The sequence below is a fragment of the Haladaptatus sp. SPP-AMP-3 genome (assembly GCF_049568665.1).
Classification (GTDB): Archaea; Halobacteriota; Halobacteria; order Halobacteriales; family Haladaptataceae; genus Haladaptatus; species Haladaptatus paucihalophilus.
This window is the reverse complement of record NZ_CP145897.1, coordinates 2,357,493-2,377,568: the sequence shown is the minus strand read 5'-3', so window position 1 is coordinate 2,377,568 and position 20,076 is coordinate 2,357,493. Positions and strand designations below refer to the sequence as shown.

General features: G+C 49.9%; 11 protein-coding genes and 2 pseudogenes. 12 read left to right on the top strand and 1 reads right to left on the bottom strand.

The genetic code is table 11. The features are described from left to right. The first annotated feature begins 688 nt into the window (after positions 1 to 688). The 8 genes and pseudogenes from V5735_RS13070 to V5735_RS13035 all read left to right on the top strand — a co-directional run bounded on the left by V5735_RS13070 (position 689) and on the right by V5735_RS13035 (position 13,495). Positions 689 to 2,806: a Druantia anti-phage system protein DruA gene (locus V5735_RS13070; protein WP_423743920.1), complete on the top strand. Its 2,118-nt coding sequence runs from the start codon at positions 689 to 691 to the stop codon at positions 2,804 to 2,806. Positions 2,807 to 2,890: 84 nt separating this feature from the next. Further along, positions 2,891 to 4,405, top strand: a complete 1,515-nt coding sequence (locus V5735_RS13065) for a hypothetical protein (RefSeq protein WP_423743919.1) — start codon at positions 2,891 to 2,893, stop codon at positions 4,403 to 4,405. A 6-nt stretch (positions 4,406 to 4,411) separates the two neighbouring features. Continuing rightward, positions 4,412 to 5,914 (top strand): hypothetical protein, encoded by a 1,503-nt coding sequence (locus V5735_RS13060; RefSeq protein WP_423743918.1) that lies wholly within the window; start codon positions 4,412 to 4,414, stop codon positions 5,912 to 5,914. Continuing rightward, positions 5,911 to 10,503 carry a DNA translocase FtsK gene (locus V5735_RS13055; protein ID WP_423743917.1) on the top strand — a complete coding sequence of 1,531 codons (4,593 nt, stop codon included), beginning with the start codon at positions 5,911 to 5,913 and terminating at the stop codon, positions 10,501 to 10,503. Before V5735_RS13060 ends, V5735_RS13055 begins: the two co-directional genes overlap by 4 nt. A gap of 1,057 nt (positions 10,504 to 11,560) precedes the next feature. After that, positions 11,561 to 11,731 (top strand): annotated as a pseudogene (locus tag V5735_RS13050) (TFIIB-type zinc ribbon-containing protein); the annotation flags it as partial. 109 nt (positions 11,732 to 11,840) lie between these two features. Continuing rightward, positions 11,841 to 12,434, top strand: a complete 594-nt coding sequence (locus V5735_RS13045) for an SWIM zinc finger family protein (protein ID WP_423743916.1) — start codon at positions 11,841 to 11,843, stop codon at positions 12,432 to 12,434. 129 nt (positions 12,435 to 12,563) lie between these two features. After that, positions 12,564 to 13,054: pseudogene (locus tag V5735_RS13040) on the top strand (hypothetical protein). Between the two features lie 165 nt (positions 13,055 to 13,219). Further along, positions 13,220 to 13,495 carry a DUF7389 domain-containing protein gene (locus V5735_RS13035; RefSeq protein ID WP_423743915.1) on the top strand — a complete coding sequence of 92 codons (276 nt, stop codon included), beginning with the start codon at positions 13,220 to 13,222 and terminating at the stop codon, positions 13,493 to 13,495. Between the two features lie 672 nt (positions 13,496 to 14,167). Here the strand turns inward: V5735_RS13035 and V5735_RS13030 are convergent. Further along, on the bottom strand, positions 14,168 to 14,863 hold the full coding sequence (locus tag V5735_RS13030) for a DUF6884 domain-containing protein (RefSeq protein WP_423743914.1): 696 nt from the start codon (positions 14,861 to 14,863) through the stop codon (positions 14,168 to 14,170). Positions 14,864 to 14,957: 94 nt separating this feature from the next. On the opposite strand from V5735_RS13030, the gene V5735_RS13025 reads away from it, so the two are divergent. From V5735_RS13025 to V5735_RS13010, 4 genes are all read left to right on the top strand, one after another. Beyond that, positions 14,958 to 15,665, top strand: coding sequence for a hypothetical protein (locus tag V5735_RS13025; protein WP_423743913.1), 708 nt, complete (start codon positions 14,958 to 14,960; stop codon positions 15,663 to 15,665). Between the two features lie 472 nt (positions 15,666 to 16,137). Then, positions 16,138 to 17,070: an ImmA/IrrE family metallo-endopeptidase gene (locus V5735_RS13020; protein ID WP_423746029.1), complete on the top strand. Its 933-nt coding sequence runs from the start codon at positions 16,138 to 16,140 to the stop codon at positions 17,068 to 17,070. Positions 17,071 to 17,307: 237 nt separating this feature from the next. Next, positions 17,308 to 18,546, top strand: coding sequence for an AN1-type zinc finger domain-containing protein (locus V5735_RS13015; protein ID WP_423743912.1), 1,239 nt, complete (start codon positions 17,308 to 17,310; stop codon positions 18,544 to 18,546). A 94-nt stretch (positions 18,547 to 18,640) separates the two neighbouring features. Further along, entirely contained in the window at positions 18,641 to 19,396 is a 756-nt protein-coding gene (locus V5735_RS13010; protein WP_423743911.1) for a hypothetical protein, read from the top strand. Positions 19,397 to 20,076 lie beyond the last annotated feature (680 nt).

Below are 20,076 nucleotides of genomic sequence, written 5' to 3'. Positions count from 1 at the left end.
TACTCAAGATCCTATTATGCAATACTATCATACGGAAAAATAGAAACGGGTCTCCAGTTACTCGGCGCAAAACGGTCTCAAAATCAATGGCAAGTGGCCATAACTGAATACTGCAAAAGACTCCGATACGAGATTGGTTCTCGACGTAACGTAGTTTAAACGACACGGCATGAATTCGGCGCTGCGTTCCCATTTGGACTCACTGAGAAACGCGACTTCTCATAGGCAGTGTTTCTCGTAGGTCAATTGGATATTGGACTATACTTGCTTGATTGGGATTGGATGGTCGATTCAAATATACTGACCTGAATCTGATCAAAAAATAGTTTCAGAAATTGAAAATACGGGTCACTATTTCCACAACTCGTGAGTGGGCGTCACCTGAGCGTTTGCCGGATGCTTGTGATATTCGAGCACTACTACGGTGTTCAACGACCGCATTAGTTACTCGATGGACGTATATTAACTCGGGAGTTTAACCAAACAGGGTTGTCTCCGATTCCATACGGTTTCGTACTTATATGTAAGAGGATAAAAAATCGACAGAGCTTAAAATTCCAATTTTGATCATATCAAAGTAATAATTAGATAGATTTGCTGAAAAATTGCTTTCGTTCAAGCATACGATCCGATTCGGTACTCTTTTGAATTTCAGCTGCGAAGGATTTGCCACATTAACCAGATTACTATGGGTGCAAACTCTGAGCGAGAAGTAGATTTTTCGCCCGATCTGCCTGGCCAGTATCAACGAAGATTTGACGCTCTAACCGATGAACTAATCGAATTTCAGGAGATACTTGACCGAGAAGTTGCTATCAAAGACGAGATTCGCTCTATTGAGAGCAAAATAGAAGATGAAGTAACCGAAGGACAGATTCGATATCTCGCTGCGTTAGAAGTTCTTCTGGACCTCATCGAGATCAACTATGACATTCGGAAAAACTCCGGACTACAAGTTGTCCGTCCAGACCCGGATCGCTATAAGGACGATCCAGAGGAATTCAAGGAACAGGAGAGAACTATCCTCCAGAAGGAACGGCGGGCGCAATTCAAAGAGGAAAGCGTCCGCGAGTTCGTTCGGAAAATGGAGAGAGATACCCGCCGCAATACGAACGGTGGGAGGAGTATTCTTGAACTGATAACTGAGGGAGAACAACTTTACCAAGACTTAGCACCGTTTCAGAATCAAAACCAAGAGAAGATCGCCGAGGAACTAGATGATGTCGTCCAACCCTATATACAAAAAGTCGAGAGAGGAGAAAAATGTGAACACACAGGTTTGGATTTGATGGATATTTGGCGGTACTTCCGATATACTTGGCTAACCCCGTACAACACCGTCCCGGGGAGAAATATCAATTTTCTTATTAGAAATGCCGCGAAGCCGAAAAATCCTGTGATGGGGATTGCCACCCTTGCGAGCCCCATGATGAACCTCGCTGTCCGGGATAAATACATCGGGTGGAGAATCGAGGCGGTTGAGGAAAAACTGCAGCGGAGGAAACGAGTACATGAATACGAGGAACAACTACCGGAAGAGAAGCGAAAACCGAACAAAAAAACGCGGGTAGTAACTCAGACTGAATGGCTTGAATCTGAAGAGGAGTACCATCAGAGAGTCAGTCAATTCTGCTCGGATATACGGCAAACCTTAGAACAGTCAATTAGGGACGCTGTTGAGGATATTCGCTACGACGACTTCATTGACGAATACGATGAATTATCACAAGAAGGGTTCGATAACCCGAGCGAACGCGTCATCGAAATCCTGGAACAGATTGAACAGGAAGCCGAGCAGACCATCGAAGACGGGAAAGACGAAAATCCAGATAAAATAGACTCTTGGATGGAAAGAAGTGAAACTGCATTATTCCGGAAGAAGCGTGCAAGAGCGCTTCAAAAGCTGCTTCGGGACCGAAAGTATTTCCAGGAACACAGTGAGGAAGACGATGAGGAGTTTATCCGCACCAGTTTAAATAACAAATCTGGGCAACGAGCTATCAAAACCGCGCTGAAGGAAATCAAGAAGGAAAGAGTCGGAGCGGGAATGATGAATATCATGGTCTGCGGCGCTATCCCTCCTTATAACCGTATCCTCGGCGGGAAGCTCGTCGCGATGGCCTTGACCGGTCCCCAGGTCATCAATATGTACCAGGACAAGTACGGTGACTACCAAAGTGAGATCGCCAGTTCGATGAAAGGCGAACCGGTGAGCAAGCAAAACGAACTCGTGTTCCTCGACACTACAGGGTTGTTCGAAATCGGCAGTGCCCAGTACGACCGTATCCGAGTACCTGCCGAGAAAGGCCGGATCGAGTACGACCAGATCGGGTATACCGAGGGATATGGCTCGATCCAATTCGGCCCCGAGACACGAAAACGACTAAGCCAAGTCACACAGTTCGAAGAAGGCCGCAAAGTTGTCAGAGGTCGGTTTGGGGAAGGTGTGTCTCCACGCATCCGTAAAATCCGTCGTGGTCTGAAGAACTGCGGACTGGAAACGGACCTCTTGAAGCATGAATCCCGGCGAATCGTCTACGGGATTGATCTCGCAGAAAATGCTCAAGACTACCTCCTCGGCATCGACGAAAAACCCGGATACTACTGGAATTTCGATGACCCAGAGAAAGAACAGCAGTCCATCTACGATTACTGGATTAATCGGTGGGCAAGCATGAGAGCTCAGAAACAGGACGTACTCGAAGACATCCGTAAGTTCGACAAGCACAGATTTAAACTAAGCAATGAGATTGATTTTGACAAACGACAAGCCAGTCTCAGTGAATTCATTATAAGCAACAGTTAACATGCCGGGAACATTCAGTCATCAACATCAAAAGTAAATATGGGAATTGAAACATCGACATTGGACCTACGATTCCTTTCGCAGTTGGCACAGGGAGGCTTCGCTGAACAACTCACCGATGAACAACGCCGAGAAATACACATAACAACCCGCTTAGATGGAGAGGAGTACCTGCAGAATACACTGGAAGAAGGAAAGCAGGTTGTTCTCACCGGAAATCCTGGCGACGGGAAAACCCAGTATATTCTGCAGATGAAGCCCGAGTTCCCAGAACCAGATTATTTCTATTTATCTGACGCTTCCGAGTACGACGACTATACTGTCTTACTCGATAAATGGAAAGATGCCCTTGACAACGGCCGCCCTGGTATCCTCGCGATCAACGATGGTCCCATTTATGAGATGACAACCAATTACAAAGACGAGTATCCTTTCCTAGAGAAAGTTAGAAGCCAATTCCAGAACCAGATCATATACGATGAAGACCAAGCCGACAATGCTGACTTTGACTCGATCATCGTCATCGACCTAAATAACCGAAATATCCTCACCCGCAAAGTCATCGGCCAGGCTATCAAGAATCTGACCTCGAACAAGTTCCTTAAAGAGAACGACGGCGACGATATCGACGGCCACATCGCCTACAACATGGACAAAATGCGGAACGACCGTGTCAGAGAAAACATCATCCGCCTCCTTCAGTCAGTCGGTCAACTGGATGCCCACGTCACCGTCCGAGACCTTCTGAACTTTCTTGCCTACTGTATCACAGGAGCCAAGGAACGTAGTGTCACTGACTTCAGCGAAAATCTGAAATACTACAACTTGGCCTTCAGCGGCAGCGGGAAGATATTCTCATTACTACATGAATACTTCCATCCCCGCGACCTCACCCATCCATTCATCGACAGCAAGCTGTGGGCAGACGCCGAAGAAGAAGTCTCACGGAGAGACGAAGAAGACTCGGAGGAAGAAGTCGACCAGCGCTTCATTGAGAAAAAACGCCAGTTCTATTTCGAGGACGTAGCTATCAAAAGGTACGATGCCCGCAACCTCTACCACGAGACTAACTACTCCTTCCACAACCAGCGGAACAGAGAGCGCCCAGACGAAAACGTGAAAGAAGACGTCATAGAGATGGTTAACAACTACTTCATGCCGAATTCTTCTAAAGGGTCCGATCTCCGGGTCTGGATTTCCCACAATTACCGGTCTAAAAGCTCCCTGTCTCTGATATCCCGGACAGAAATCCCTAAACGCGAGCTGAACCGTCGGGTCCCCCAGCTCCATCCCGTAATTAGCGATGCTATGGACTACAACAACGATCATCATGTCCTCGAATACGAAGGTCGGGATTCGACCGTTAGACTCCGTATCGACTCAGATCTGTCAGAAACACTCGGTGCCTTGGATGGTAATATTCCCTACATCCTACGTGGCAGGGAGGAAGAACAGCAATTGCTGGAATTTATGGAGGAAATCGAGTACAGGGAGAGCCATGATGAAGACTACGGTACTGTCCACATTATGGACACTGAGACCGGCGAGCTTGAAATATTGACAGTTAACGATGACCGGTACCAGATGGAGCGGAGGTGAACACCGATGCCAATGAGACTTAATGACGTCAACTCCGATGCATCGGTGGCTGCATTCGGATTCAAGGCAACCTCTGCCTCTCTGAAACCGGTACACCTCTCCCAAGTCGTCTTCAGTAATGTCCTCGCCTCTACTCACCAGTCGGAGGACCTCTTCAAATTCGTCGAGAAACCCGGGAAAACCCCCTCCAGCAACTTGGAAGAGAAATACCACGACCTGTTCGAGTCCTCCCGTGATCTCAGCGACGAACAGATGGACAATCTCCGGTACAGAATGCGGAAAGTGCTGAACAACGACAACGCTCTCTACGCAAGTAGTCCAGAGCACTCCGCAATGACCTCGATGAGCGACTGGTTCGTCGCCTACCGCCGAATTGGTGTTACCCCGTCACAGTTCATCTATACCGTACTGGACAGATCCGACAGCGACATCAACCAGAAACTAACTGACCAACTACAGGATCACCACGACGCTATTTCTCTCCTGTTCCGACCTCTCGCCAAAGACGGGGAGAAAGAAAACGTCACGGTCTCACCTTGGGAAGAACCGGTTCTCGGAGATGCATTCGGAGAAGAAAAGATTGCGGAGAAATTCGTCGAAGGATTCGAAACTCTATCAAAGCATTTGAAGGATTCCAATGGTGACTACGACCTGAACTACGCCCGTGACCTTCGTCGCACCATCAAATTCGGCGGGTTCCTGTTCTACGTCTTTATGGCCAATCGGCACAATGAGATCCAGGAAAACGGAGGCAAAGATGAACCCGTCCCTCTCGTCCTGAACTACACTGGAAACAGGAATAATCCGGTAGCCGACGCCAGCCTCGAATCCTTCCGCGTCGTCGGATCAGAGATCCAGTTAGCTACCCGGGTCGGAGTCAAGCACGTCCTCGACTTACAGGGCTACAAAGACTACAGCGAGAACGACATCCTTCGAGAAATAGAGAACCACAATTTCTTGGAGTTGAATAGGAAAAAGGAGGACAAGATCGCACAGGACTACGAAAAATTTGAACAGGTGTTCCGAGCCTCGCGGGATCCTGAGCAAGATACCACGTTCCACAGGTTGGTGGACGCTGTCAGCAACGTTATTCACGACTTTTCGAACCGATTCGACACCTACACACCGCAGTCTACCGCTCAGACATTCGCTTGGCGTGCCGGGATACTCAAACCGCGTGGAAACCGGGCGAACAAACGCAGGTACCGACTTGACCCCGAGATGCTGGAACCAATCCTGCTTTCCGTAATCGAACCAGGTATCAGCATGTCCCTCCAGGACCTCTCAGAAGAACTTCGGGAACGGTACGGGATCATCGTAGGCGGAACTGAACAGGACCGTAGCCACCTGGCGGAGTGGGACATCCGTCTTGGTGCTAGCGCATCTGAAAGTGACCCGCTGAACAACCAGAACTACGAGGGCTTCAAAGAAGCCGTATCTAGCCTTGGTTACGCGGAAGAATACGCGGACGGCGTCACCATCGTTTCTGTCCCCGAGGAGGAAATATGAGCGAAAGTACACAGACTCAAGATAGTTCCTACAAGAGCAACGAGGCGCTTATTGGCGAAGCAATCGCCAACGAGACAGTCGAACAACTAACTGAGGAAAACATCGGAGTCATCATCGAATCACCACCCCGGTTCGATGATGAGACGTTCATCGACAACCTCTGTAGTAACATACGGTACAATGTCGGTCTGGCAATGGTCAACATCGATGAAGCAAATATCGGCGACCTCCAGTCACGGACTGAGGATTCTTCAGTTAGACTAACAGAAAAAGTCAGTGACGCCGTCAACTGGCGGAACGGAACCGACACCGGATTCGAATGGGATGGATACATCGAACCGGAGAAAATAGTGATTCTGGTTCGGGGAGACCACGCTCGCCTAAACTCGATGAAAGATTTCGAGGGCATGGTTGACCTTCCACTGGCAAAAATCACTCGAGAAATCACCGACCTAATGCAGGCCAAGGATCAATTCGCAGATAGTCCTCCAGGTCAGGCTATCTGGGAAACCCTCGGGTCCGACCTCTACGACAGGTTCGAAATTCCTGCGGTAGCCGATTACGCAACCTCGACACTTCAGCAATCAGAACAAGCCTCACTTGACGCTCTCGGGACCCAACTCTACAGACTAAGACTTTTTAACGACCCAGGACTCAATAACCCGGACGAAATTCCTGAAAGGCTATCGGACAACTTGGACCTCGTCCTGCGAGTCTCGCATATGTCAAACAGGGATCGACGTAGACTCACTAACAGCGTTACTAAAGTCGAAGATAATGAAAGGAAAGAACGAGAAAAGTCAGTAGCCAAGCTTCGACGGTTCGAACGAACAGGGAATTCGGATATCCTCGCCGACTTGACTTACAAAGAGGTTGAGGATATTTTTTCCACTTCCGGCCAATCTAGTCAGCGACGTTCAACTACGAGTACCCGGAAAGACGTCGAATCAGCCAGTGTGGAAGCTGTTTTCGACGATAAAGACGAGGAACTGGAGCGGCTTTCAGAAGAGTTCGATGATCAGTACCGAGAAGCCGTAGAGGAAGAAGAGAACCGGGTCGACATGGAGTTCTCCGGGGACGAACAATTGGCCTTCGAAGTCAACGATAATCTCTACTACTTCGTTGAGCACTTCGTCACCAAGGACTCTTTTGGTGGCATTATATATGATCCGGAGGACAGGCAGAGCGCGGTCAAGAATTTCCAAGCCCTGAGAACCGAGAAATTCCAGCCACGAGAAGAAGACAGCAGCTTCGAAAAACTACGAAAAGTAGCTGAGAATAGCGGGAAGTTCGAGGACCTGGTTGACTCCATCGACGGATACGTAACAGCACGAAGCGAACTCGTCGATGCCCTACCTGGACTACTATCCGCACCGCTTATCCGACTTCTCGGAGATGAAGATCTACTGGACTCTGCAGAGGAGTACATCGAGGCGTACCGTGAAGTCCAGGACAAACTGGACAAGAAGTACCGAGAGATTCAGAACGTCAGCTCCGAAGGATCTTCCAAACTTCTCTCCGACTTCCTCCTATTCGATTCCATTATCCTTGAATACGAAGACGATCGGGAACTCATCGTCTCACCGCTTCATCCGCTTCATCTCTGGAAATACTCCAAGTTGGCGCGGGAGATGAAAGACGAGAAGGAATCACTGACTGAGGAAGAACGCGACTTCCTCATCAATAGCGTCGAAGAGCAGCCGCATGTCCTTCGTAGCATTCACGTCGGAGGCAACTACCGGCTGGCCGATGAAACATACCTCGTACAGTCAGATGAAATCGGCAGGCTACCAGTCTACACTCGGATCGAAAACGCTGCAGAGGGCACCAACTCCAAGTTCTACGACTACGTACTCAATAAATTCACGTCGGCGTATCCGCCATCCCGACGTCAACTCAAGATCAGCGTCGTCGATCCCCTAGATCCCGTGGATCTTCTCTCAGATATTGCTAACCTGGCGGAGAAAGACGTGATACATGGTGCGACAGTAGAGTTCGCCTTCATTGAGAACGAAGAGAAACCAGTCCTAAACGGTACTACCTCACCCAGTGTCTCCGAGGATATCATCAATCTATTCGGCCCAGACAACGACTCTGGTAGGTTTGAGATATTCACAACCAAACACGCCAGCTATGACTCGTACGCCGAGGACTTAGAAAGCGATCCACAGCACTTCATCCTGATTAACGATCAAAGCGACTTCAGCATCCAAACCTTCGAACGTGATGCCGAGACCACGATCCACCCACTGTACGTTCCGAAAGAGTTCGACTACGACCTACTTGAGGACAAAATCAATATCTCACCGTCGAAGGAGGGTGTCCTCTTCTCAGAGTATCAGGACCTAATCAACCAATTGTACAACCAGCGGCAGGCCATCCACAATGCCGAGGTCAATGAACTCAACATCGAGAAGGAAACTATTGACAAACTCCTTGACTCCGCAATCTGGGCCTCCATATCTTCACCGTCGATGAATGGTAACCCGTTCTGGAAGGATAACTTGATTTCCAAGGAACGACGCGGCGAACGCGACTTCGCCACCTACTCTGAGGACATCGACTACTTCCGACGAGTCCTCCGACGTATCATCAACGAATACCGTCTTGCTCCTAACGACACCGACCTTGAGGAGATTGCGGAGAGAATCGCTGACCTACAGCAGAGTGGTCTTCTCCGCCTCATCACGCGGGAAACTCTTGGAGGTGGGAAATCAAGGAACACAAAGGGCTTACTAGGATCGATTATCGCGGTTCAATGGCTTCAGCAGACGCTGGTTGACCCCAAGCTAATCTTCTCCATAGACAACCCACGTACTCGGGAATGGCTGAACTTGGGAGATAGCGAGAGTCGGGCCGACATACTCACCGTTCAGTTCGACAATGACGGAGGCCTCATCCTTGACATAATCGAGATAAAGACTCTGGAAGAGATCAGCAGCGCCTACACCGTCAAAGACGAAGACGGCACCAAGATCGTAGAAGGAAGTGCTGTAGACCAGGTCTTCGAGACAACAGACACTATCCGCGGCCTGTTCACCGGCGACAAAAACCTCACCACGTCGCCTCGGAAAGAAGCCCTACGCGAGCAACTCTACTACGAACTGACTTCCTCGGAAGGGATGAAGAGCAAGCAAGAGTGGGCAGATCGGATTAATGACGTGTTCAAAGGAGAGGAACAACTCGAAATCAATCCGAGAATCGTATCGGTCGAAGTCACCAGCGAAGCCACGTCCGAAGAGCGGATTGACGGCGTAACTCCAAATGCCCAATCCATCCGAGTCGACAAGCTTCCCCGCCAGTCGATTAAGCGGCTGATCGTAAGCGGTATCGAAGACCGAGAAGACCAGCACCCAGAGCAGGAGACTGGAGGAAAAGACGAAGACGAGTCCGACAAAACAGAGTTGGAAGCCGACAAGGAGGAAACTGGCGAAGAGGAAGAAGAAATCGTCGTCGAAAGCAAGCAAATAGATGTCGACACAGGATCTAGTGAGCGGTTCGGCGACCCTGAAGAATATACCGATCAGGTAGAAACCCTGAAACGGGTTCTCAACGACTTTAAAATCAACATCCGGGACATTGACCCCAGCAATATCGATGTCGGACCAAACGTCATCCGATTTAAGATCCGGCTAGCCCCAGGTGAAAGACAGAACTCCCTAGAGCAACGCACAGAAGACATCGCCCGGGAAATGGCGTTCGAGAAAGAACCGATCGTCCAACGACTCCCCGGAACGGAGTATATAGCTTTGGACGTACCCCGCGAGAACAACGTCGTGGTTCCTCTACGCGACTACAGAGATCGATACAAGCCGCCTAGCGAGATCGAGATATCTGCTTTGCCTTTCTTGGCAGGTGTCACCCCCGATGGTGACGTTTACCGTTCGGACCTTTCCGATGCACCGCATATGTTGGTCGGTGGAGCAACAGGTGGCGGAAAAACCGTTTTCCTGTACTCTTTGATCATGAACTTCATGGAGCAGAAAGGGGAGGGCAATGTCGAGTTCGCCCTAGTCGACCCGAAAGAAACAGATTTCATTTTCTTCGATGCACTACCGAATCTCTCAAATGATGAAGTGATAACCGACGCAGAAGACGCAGCTAACTTGTTCGAGTGGCTCGTCGATGAAGAAATCCCGCGTAGAAAGCAGTTATTTCGGGAGAGCGTCTGCCGAGATATCGGGGAGTACAACGAACAGAATCCTGACGAACAGATGAAACCTATCGTTGTTATCATCGACGAATACAGCGACCTACTCCAGCAATTGGGAGAAGATGCTGACGACACCGAAGACAATGTGCGGCGGATTGCCCAGATCGCACGAGCGCAGGGCATCCACCTCGTTATCTCAACCCAGCGGCCTTCACATGAGGCCATTGACACAGATCTCCGTGCGAACTTGGATACCCGGGTAGCATTCCGTCTTCCGAAACACTCCGACTCTCGGATTCTGATTGACGAAGGCGGAGCCGAGGAACTTGGTGGTGACGGTGATATGCTATTAAAAGAAGCAGATAGAACTACTCGCCTCCAGGGTCTCTATGTGGACTCCGACGATATTCGCGAACTCATCAATCAATACCGGTAACCACCAAACCAGTATAACTTACCTAGTCAGCGTTGCCTAATCAATTTCCTGGGAAGAACGAACTCGTGCCCTTCCAGAGTTCCTCAAGGAGTTCGATGAGCGCGTCACTCTGGGTGTTGAAACTCATGGCTACACTTACTTACTCTTTCGATAATCGACTCCAAAATCAAGGTTCTCGAATACTAGTCGAGCGTTGCGAGTGCCGATTGGAACTGCACATAGTACTCGCGCATATACTCTATCTTGTCCTCGTGAAGTATGACGGGACAACCTCCCATCTTCGATCTCGAGTGGCATATGCGGATCGAGAAGAATCTGTAACGGACCATCGGTTTCGTCTCTGGGCTGGTGCTTCAAGGAAGTTGGAAACCCGAACGATGCGAAGAACCCTCCCAGGCGTCAATGTCTTGTTCGCGTACAACGAGAAATAACGGGTAGTCGTCGGGATCACAATTGACCTGGTAGCCTCCTTGAGCCCAGACATAGACGGCGCGATTCACGTGAGTGTGAATGGATAATTCCCGAATTTCGGGATAACGTACGCCTCCCTGATCGGTGGGGGACTGACGGCGGCGCACGCGGCTACTAGTTTGTGCGCTGTGTCGCACATGTGTTCGTTAAACGTTGGAAACGCTATTGTTGTAGCGGACGTATTCTGCTTCTCAACGCCAGCGGCCGTCTCGATACCAAGAACCGAGGCACGTATTAATAAGTGACACCACTGTTTCCGGAGTGTTCAGTACTCTTGATAGCGACGTATCGGTCAGCGACCTCACTAAACATATCCAGACACTCACCAACCGTATTGACGACTTCGAGCAGAAAGACGCTCGGATCAAGGGAACTTGAAGTCTATGTGGTAAATCATGGTCAGGAAAATTACTCCCACTACATCAATAACAGTGCTTGCTTAAAACGCCGCGAAGCTCTTTTCAAGGGTAATATTGTAATCAACGATTTTCCGACATTCCTGCGAAATGATATCGCAGGGAGTTTTTTCGCCCCATTAGGAGTACGGGGCGTTCCAGACTGAGCGCCTCAATCAGGAGTGATTTCGATGATACTCAGCGACAGCTATGCAACAGGCTTCGACGAAGACGTACCGAGCGAACTAACCAACCAGTGTCCCAGATGTGGCGGCCTGGTCACTACCAACCTAATTGAAACAGTCTGCGAGGACTGTGGCCTCGTTATCCACGAACAACAAATCAATCACAGACCGGAGTTCGCGTGAAAGACCTCCTGACGCAGCTCACTGGTCGGTCGCATAGCACTGTCATCGCCGAATGTCGGCAGTGTGGAACCACGGTCGAGGTTGAAACGAGCGAGTGTCCGGAATGCGATCACGACGGGATTGCAATTTACCGATTCGATTGACCAACCTGTTCTCCTGTCGATCCTTGCTACAAATGATTCCGTTCTGCAAGCGTCGAAGACGGTTTTTATGCCCCCGAGGGGTGCGAGGCGAATCAGATGTGCCTCGTGGAGCGAGTATGTCCAGTAAAAACGTCCTGTCCCAACTAGCGTTTACAAAGCGAGTTGCAAAGCGCGCCCAGTACGAAGCCCTCGAATTTTCACTCACAACGAGGGGTGTTCGTGTTCGAAATACCAGTCACCCAAACCCGTCGGATCACGAATATCGTGTCACCATTCGCAATGGTATCCCCATCGCTTGTGAGTGCCCTGCGGACGCCCGTTATGAGGGTGCGTGCAAACACCGAGTTGGTGTCGCAATTCGAACGCCACTTCTGCAGGCAGCGACTAATCATTTCCTTGTTGCAGACGGAGGAACACAAATCGAGAAAGAAGCTGAAACCCATGTTGAAGACAGCGACAGTGACCAGCCGGAAGACTGTGACTGTGATGGGCTTGGTGGCTTTCCGTGTTGGCCCTGCGTACGGTCAGGTCGGCGCGACCTCCCGGAAGAGTAGTGCGAATCAGGTGTGAGTCTGCTCCTTTCGCAGAGTGATATTATTGGAGCCGGCGATGGGTGCCGGCGTATGAATAAGGTGTTGTGTGATGGAGTTGTGTCGAATCAATGCGTCGGCGAGGTGACCGATATGCACCAGGTAATTTACACACTCGTAGAAGCATCGACTGAAGACACTGCGCTTGCATGCGGAAGATCAGCGTTTGACCGGCTTGTCGGAGCTGGTCCCGACAATGCTGCCATCTTTGATTACTATGTGATGTTCGATGACGAGCGGTCGTCCGTCGCAGGCAAGGCTCGGTGGGGCGACTTCCAGTCATCGCACCAGTTGACTCCGATGACGGCGCAAAACTCTTAGAACGTGGCTGGGAGGCAACCCGACAGGAGTTCGAACGAAATCTCGAACGGGTGAGAACGGCGGTCAACGAGTTTAGCGATGATGAACTCATGCACGACAAAGATCTCGCCCGCCACGCCTGTTACAATCTCGGCGCGTATCGTGGCCCGTCGCTTTACCTATACACCGAATATGGCGATGCGATTCGTAATTGTGAACATCTCGATCATGTGCTTGATGCCGACGAGCAGATGTGGATCATCCCGGCTGATGTCCATTACTAAACAATCAGCAGCCACACCTTCTTGCTCAGCTATTAACCAACGTATGTGCCACTTGGTGAGTAGTGTTGGTTAATTCGGGTAAGGTATCATTCTCACGAGTTCAGCAACGGGAAATTTTTTGCCCCCTCAAGGGTGCGGGGGCAGACAGATCCCCGTATAAAACACATGACTGAGTCTACCAAAGTACCTAGTGAAGAAAAAGAGTCGAACCGAGCCCGTGAGTCAATAGATACGGAGTACGTCGAACGTACAGACGTCGGAATCTCACTCACGGTGAAGCTTACACGCGGGACTGGCACGCGAGATCAAGATAAGATCACCGCCAAAGTGAAAGCGGAAACATTGGACGAGGCACGTGAGGAAATGGAGATACTTCGTACGTACGTCCATGATCTCGCTGAAGACGTTCGGCAGATCCAACCAGAGTATGAGAGTGAATAGATAGTAAGGAAAAATGAAACATAAGTAATCAATCATAGAAAAATTCTGGTTCGCGTGAAGGAATCTGTCTGTTATTGAGGAGGGCTTATATCAGTGTTGTCGGCTTCCTCCTGCGCCTTTAGGCGCAGTTGCCGCCTTGCAATCATTATGAGGTACGCAAGGCGGTGCGATGATTCATGGCCAACAAAACGGAAAACGTGATTTCTTCGTAAACATGGGGTCTCAGCTGCCGAAATGGGGTGAAAAGTAAGAGAGTAACGTTTCGAAGATAGAATGAAATTCTGAAAGACTCTTTCGAGGGGCGAATTCTTAACTCATGGAGTGTCTAAATTGGTGCTGTCTACAATGTCTCCCCGGAACTCTAACTCCACGTCACTTTCACCGATGGCAGAGGAGGCACTCACCCATCTCCGTGCTCAAATCGGCCCAGACGAGTCGTTTACGTATGAACACGCAAAACAAGTGCTGCGAACGTACGATATGGAGTCCGTTCTTGCCGATGATCTGCTTGAAACACTGTTGCTCCGTGGCTATTTATACGAAGTCGGTGATAATTTGCGGATCACAGAGTGAGATTGACGTCGATCTCAAGGCTCTGTTGTTGCAAGTATGGTTCCGAACGCTCTGAGTGATCTAGACAGACCAGTTTTTCAGCGATTAATCGAATGTCAATCAGTTTGCCGCTCGGTCGACCTGTGCAGTAAATTCATCCAACGTTTTGCTATCCTCTACGAACGACAGCAATTGCTGACCTTTCAACTCGATAAACGCGACACCGAGTTCGGCTCGTTCTTGCTCCGAAGAACGGATCCATCGACAGTTGCCGATGTGTTTTCGGTTTGCTTCTGAGGCGAATGCGATGGCATTTGTCGAATCTGGGAGATTGGTGACCGCGTGGTTTGCTGCCATGAAGTATTCCCGACCGAGTACGAAGAGAACGTAGTCATACGATTCAGGCCCTAAAGCAAGAAGATCTCGTGAGATTCCTTTTGCATCGCCGATGTTGCTGATTAGATCGTCTTTTGTTTGGCCATCTGGCTGAATCCCGAGAGCAATCGCTCGTTCTCTGAGTTCTCCCTTGGACTTCCCACTAAATGTACATTCATAGGAACAGATCGATTCGTCGCTGCGAACGAGTCCGAGTCCAGCCGAGATGATGTGCCAGTCGACGGTTGTGACCTGTTCTAACTGCTCAACAGCCGATCGAACGTGCTGATGCTCTCGACCGGTATACATCTCTCTCGCCGATGCTGTAGATTCAACTTCCGCAAGAAGTTCGACCCGTGACTTCGCATCCGTTTCTTGTTGTCCAACCTCAGCGTCGTATTTTTTCGATCCCGAACACGCAGAGATGACAAGAATGCTCATAGACGGAATTTTTTGTGCCATCTCATCAATGTTACCAATCATAGATTTCCAAAAAGACATATAGGATCACGAATCACATCGATTTGAGAATACAATGTCCCGTTCATCCGATCTCGACCACTTTTACGAGCTTCTCGAAGACCTCCAGACTGTCGTCGGCGGAACTCGAACGCTCGAAGATAGTTCTGGATACATGGATTGGCCCGATCAGGGAGTCTATTTCTTTCTGAGCGAGAACAACCGTACAGCGGGCACAGAGGAGCGAGTGACACGAATTGGCACTCACGCGGTTGCCGAAGGCTCCAGTGCATCACTGTGGAGTCGATTAAAGGCCCATCAAGGATCGATGAATAGCAAATACGGAGAAAACGGTGGAAACCATCGTGGGTCGGTATTTCGGCTTCGAGTCGGTGAAGCAATGATCGAACGAAGTGACCTGCACAATGCATATCCTGAGTGGGGGCAGGGGTCTCACGCAGATCCCGCTGTTCGACGCCAAGAACACGACCACGAACAGCAGGTCAGTGAGTACATTCGAAAGCTTCCAATGGTCTGGTTGACAGTCGAGGACTATCCTGCTCCAGACAACGAGCGCGCTTACATCGAACGAAACGCTATCGCACTCGTCAGCAACTACCAAAAAACGACTATCGATCCACGTGAGGACAACTGGCTTGGGAACGCGAGCCCAAAATCAGAGATCGCCGAGTCGGGGCTCTGGAACGTCAATCACGTCGAAGAGGAATACGATCCATCGTTCCTCAATCGGTTTGAAGAGTTGATTCGAGAGATGGATACCTGAATTCAGATCGGTAGTTAGATGGAGAATCTTTCGACGCCCCGTGGTACTACTCATTCACCATTATCCTTATCTAATATTTCTAGAAACTAGTAACGGATGACGACGATTACGGGTCGCAACTCGCCCAGTGATGAACAGTATGTACTCCAAACGGAACGGCTGGAAGATGGGAAATGGCGGGCCACGTTCGAGGATTTTGGTGACTATGAAGGGTTTGGAGAGACTCGATGGGAAGCTGCTTTAGAACTCGTTCATCTTGTTAATGAACGAGCAAACAGGTTCATGCAGCGCTAATATGGAACCGTTCGGTTCTGAGGACCTCGGAGAGATCGAGGACAAAGACAGGGAATACAGATCCGTCCTTCTCGTCCCATCGGTGCACGGCATCAAATCAATCCCATAAACTCGAGTGAATTTTTCTGCCCCTAAAGGGTGCGGGGCAGGCCGAATCGGGATGTCCCAGCACGAACTTATGGCGACAAGTGATTTCTCAGCGGTGTCGTTCGACGACTCCGACACCCGACGCGACCAGATGCACAGCACCATCGAAGACTGGATTGACGACCTCGTTACATTGACTGACGAAGCACGAGCGAGCCAGCAATTCCAAGCGTGGCTTGACGTCCAGTCTCAGTTCCACTACTACTCACATCGAAACACACTTCTGATCAACCTGCAGTGTCCCGAAGCGACGAAGGTCGCGGGGTATAACACCTGGCAGTCCGAGTTCGACCGGCACGTCCAGGAAGGCGAACAAGCCATCTGGATCTGGGCACCCGTCATCACCAAGCAATGTCCCGAGTGTGAGAATTCGCCCTCTTATCATGAGTCGAGCGAGTGTGCGTACGACGAGACGCCACCCAATGAGTGGTCAAAGGGACTTGTTGGGTTCAAACCGGCCGCCATTTTCGACGTCTCACAAACTGAGGGTGATCCCCTTCCCGAATTAGAGACCGAGGCAACTGGGAATGCTGATAGTCTCGTGCCTGCGTTCCTCGATGCAGCAGACGACCTCGACGTGACGGTTAACATCGTCGACAGTGAGGACTGGGAGCATGGTAACGCGAAAGGTGTCTGTAAGCAACGTAGTTTCCACGATCCCAACCCAGTCATCGAAGTGAAAGCCAGAACGAACCAAGCCGATCTCGCGGTCACGCTGGTTCACGAGTACGCTCATGCGCTGCTCCACTCCGATGTCGAGGACGTAGATGAGCGGTCGAAACGCGAGGTAGAGGCAGAGGCAGTGGCGTACGTCGTCGGCCGCTACTTCGGGCTGGATACGAATGGCTCGGCATTTTATCTCGCCGCGTGGCAGGGTGAACAACCGGAGAAAGTTACGAATCGACTTGGCCGGATTTGCCGGACTGCAAGCACAATCATTGAGATGACTGAAAGAATAAGGTGAATCGGCTCTATCAAATTTCTCAGAGCGTGACAGAGATGGCGTGCTGAACACAGGGGTTGTACATACCAGGGACCTACTATTCTGTAGACGAGAATGTTAAGTCGGGTGTAGATGATTACCTGTTCATTTTCGCTAATAAAGGATTAAAGCCACGAACAAATCACATGTATTCGCACTAACGTCCAATTCTTAATCAAAACAGAATAATTATACTTCTGGAAAATAATCAATAGGTAGATGGGAAAGTGCGCCGTTTGTGGCACGTCCGACGACCTCGCTCGGTCGTGTAACTACTGTGGGAAGAAAGTTTGTTCGTCACACATTCTCCCCGAGAAGCACAACTGTGCGTCGGTTCGCTCAGCCAAAAACATCGGGAACCACTTTGAGAGCGGTTTCGAGGCCACACTTGGAGAGTCGAACGAACCAGAGAACGACTCCGTCAAGTCGATGGACAAGAAGGACATCCGAACCACCGGCACCACAGAAGCTGTCGAGAATCTCGACTCAAGTCCGCCGGTCGAAACGAAATCGGATGACGAAATCAACGCCGAACTCGATAAGATTCGGAGACGAACTCGCATCAAGGCTGCCCTTCACCGGGTAACGGCTCCGGTCCGACGACTCAGTCAATGGACGAAGGCGAAGTTCTCGAGACGTCGAAGGCGAACTTACGGACCGAAGAACCGAAGCCGCCGGAAAGTTCTCCTCGCCCTCGGATCTGTATCGCTCCTGAGTACTGGCTGGCTATCAGCAGAAAATGGGTTCGACTTCGGAGAGACTGCTGACGACATCGCAGCTATCCCAGACCGTCTCACAACCGGCGGGACGAACGAGGAGGGAGCCAAGACCTTCGCCGCGTCAGAAAATTTTGAGCGTGTTTCGTGGGACACCGCAGACCGTTCTGCACAGCTCGTCGTTGAGGTCGCCGAGGATCACACTATGGACTGGTTCCACGTCGAGGCCGCCGCTGGCCTCGGGTCGTTCCGACCGTTTGATGACAAACGAACAGTCGTGAGACAGAACGCACCGACTGGTGGAGGTGCAGTTCGGATCGACCTCTTGGACAAGTTTGTAGAGAACTCACTCTCGTCGGGGACATGGAGACTCGTTGCACGCAAGGGGCCTATGACAGAGGACGCCGATGTTCTCGGATACGTGGTCTGGAACGTCGGCAGCGAACTCAAATTTAAAGGTATTCCGACGATTGATACCCGTGACCTCACCATCGAGATTGCCGTGAAGAACACCGGCAACGCCCCTGTCCTCGTCAAGAAAATGTCCATCGGCGACCATGAGCCAGTGCCAGTTGGTGGCTTTAACTTTCTCACTCCCGGCGAGGCGGGTAAGGTCAAATCGCTTGCGACGCCGTTCCATGACGGTTGTATGCCAAATTCCTATACGCTCAAAGTCTTCGGTACTCCTTCGTCAGATGATTCTATCGATATCGCAAGCAAGACGGGCGTCGGAAGTTGCTGACAGGGTTTCTCAATCGCATCCACGACCGTTGAATCACTGATTAGAGACTCCAAAAGTAATAATATTTATATAATTTTGATTTGTGAAGAGAGACATGAATCGTCGAAGGGCACTCCAATCAATTGGAACAATCAGTGCTACAGCACTTGCTGGCTGCTCGGGAAAACTCTCCGAGAAGTTGTCTCACAACGAGGCAAACCAGAAACCCTACAAGGAATTTGGGGGAAAGAGCGGCTTCAAGCGTGCCGAATGGACGAATGAGAACAAACTCGCAGTGACGGTAGCCGACGATCACGATATGGACGGACTCGGGATTCGCTACTATGCGAAGGACTCCATAGAGGACGACATCGTGGTGAAAGAGGCACCCAGCTATGGCGGAACGGTTTCACTCAACTTCTTCGGTGCACTTGCTGACAAAGATAGCTACCCTCCTGCAGGGAAATACCAACTCGTGGCTTACAAAGGGCAGTTCGGGTCGATATTGAACATCGCCGAAGAAACAATTGGCAAAGTGAATTTTTATATCGAGCCTTCGCTTTCAGTGGAAACGACGAGCCTCGTTAAGAATCAACGGATCTCACTTCAATTGCGAAATGAAGGCAATGCTCCGGTTTTTGTTCGACGTGTAGTCACCGATGAAGGCAGTGCAGCAGTACGCAACTTCGTCTCGTACGAAGGTGATACGATGATATCGACACAGGGCCTCCCATTCCGGAAGGAGGACAACTGTACCATCATCCCCACCGAAACAGAATTAGAAATTGAATCGATACCGAAGCTCAAAACGAGTGCTACATTGAATACGAAATACAAGAAATCAGAGAGAGTCTGTTCTATCAAGATGTGAACTCTCTGTCGACACAATCGGAACTTGAATAGGAGAGGAATCAGATGAGAAAAGCGGCAGTAGTAATGCCAATGAGAAGGACAACCACACAGACAGATACAACTACTCGCTTTCGCTTTCTACGCTGATGCCAGTTTTCGAATTCGTATTCTCGTTCGTGTGTCCACCAGTAGATATCTTTTTCTCGATTACGACTCAGAGACTCTTCAACTGATTCCACCGAGATTTCGTGGTGAGGTTTGAGATGGGTATGATAGTTTCTCGCTCTGGTTGCTTTGCCCTCGTCAAAGAACTGCCGTTCATACGGGCAATCGTTACAATCTGCAGTATGAACTATTTTTGTTGGCATGCGATATACTATCTATTGTCAATAATAAATCTACCGAGGTATTTTTCCTTTTATTGGAGCAAAAGGTGGAGTGCGCTGAAAAGAGGGTGTGAATTTAGTACTGAGCTTGTACCTAATGTTACGATTACGCTTGCTGAAGGTCTTCTATTTGTGGTGTAAACACGTATAATGAGTCATCAACAGGGAGTACCGCTCGCATTCCTCGTTTTGGAAATGATTCGACCCATTGAATGGTTCCGTCCATTGGATCGATCGTACAGAGGACTGAATCAGAGGTTGAGACGTACGTTTGGCCATTCGTTGGTGATAGACAGGACTAGGTGATTGCGCC

Excerpts from the sequence above, each read along its gene's own strand:
- V5735_RS13045 (WP_423743916.1), top strand. The coding sequence starts at position 11,841 with ATGCGATCACGACGGGATTGCAATTTACCGATTCGATTGACCAACCTG.
- V5735_RS13010 (WP_423743911.1), top strand. The coding sequence starts at position 18,641 with ATGAATCGTCGAAGGGCACTCCAATCAATTGGAACAATCAGTGCTACA.
- V5735_RS13035 (WP_423743915.1), top strand. The coding sequence starts at position 13,220 with ATGACTGAGTCTACCAAAGTACCTAGTGAAGAAAAAGAGTCGAACCGA.
- V5735_RS13055 (WP_423743917.1), top strand. The coding sequence starts at position 5,911 with ATGAGCGAAAGTACACAGACTCAAGATAGTTCCTACAAGAGCAACGAG.
- V5735_RS13025 (WP_423743913.1), top strand. The coding sequence starts at position 14,958 with ATGTCCCGTTCATCCGATCTCGACCACTTTTACGAGCTTCTCGAAGAC.
- V5735_RS13015 (WP_423743912.1), top strand. The coding sequence starts at position 17,308 with ATGGGAAAGTGCGCCGTTTGTGGCACGTCCGACGACCTCGCTCGGTCG.
- V5735_RS13030 (WP_423743914.1), bottom strand. The coding sequence starts at position 14,863 with ATGAGCATTCTTGTCATCTCTGCGTGTTCGGGATCGAAAAAATACGAC.
- V5735_RS13060 (WP_423743918.1), top strand. The coding sequence starts at position 4,412 with ATGCCAATGAGACTTAATGACGTCAACTCCGATGCATCGGTGGCTGCA.
- V5735_RS13020 (WP_423746029.1), top strand. The coding sequence starts at position 16,138 with ATGGCGACAAGTGATTTCTCAGCGGTGTCGTTCGACGACTCCGACACC.
- V5735_RS13070 (WP_423743920.1), top strand. The coding sequence starts at position 689 with ATGGGTGCAAACTCTGAGCGAGAAGTAGATTTTTCGCCCGATCTGCCT.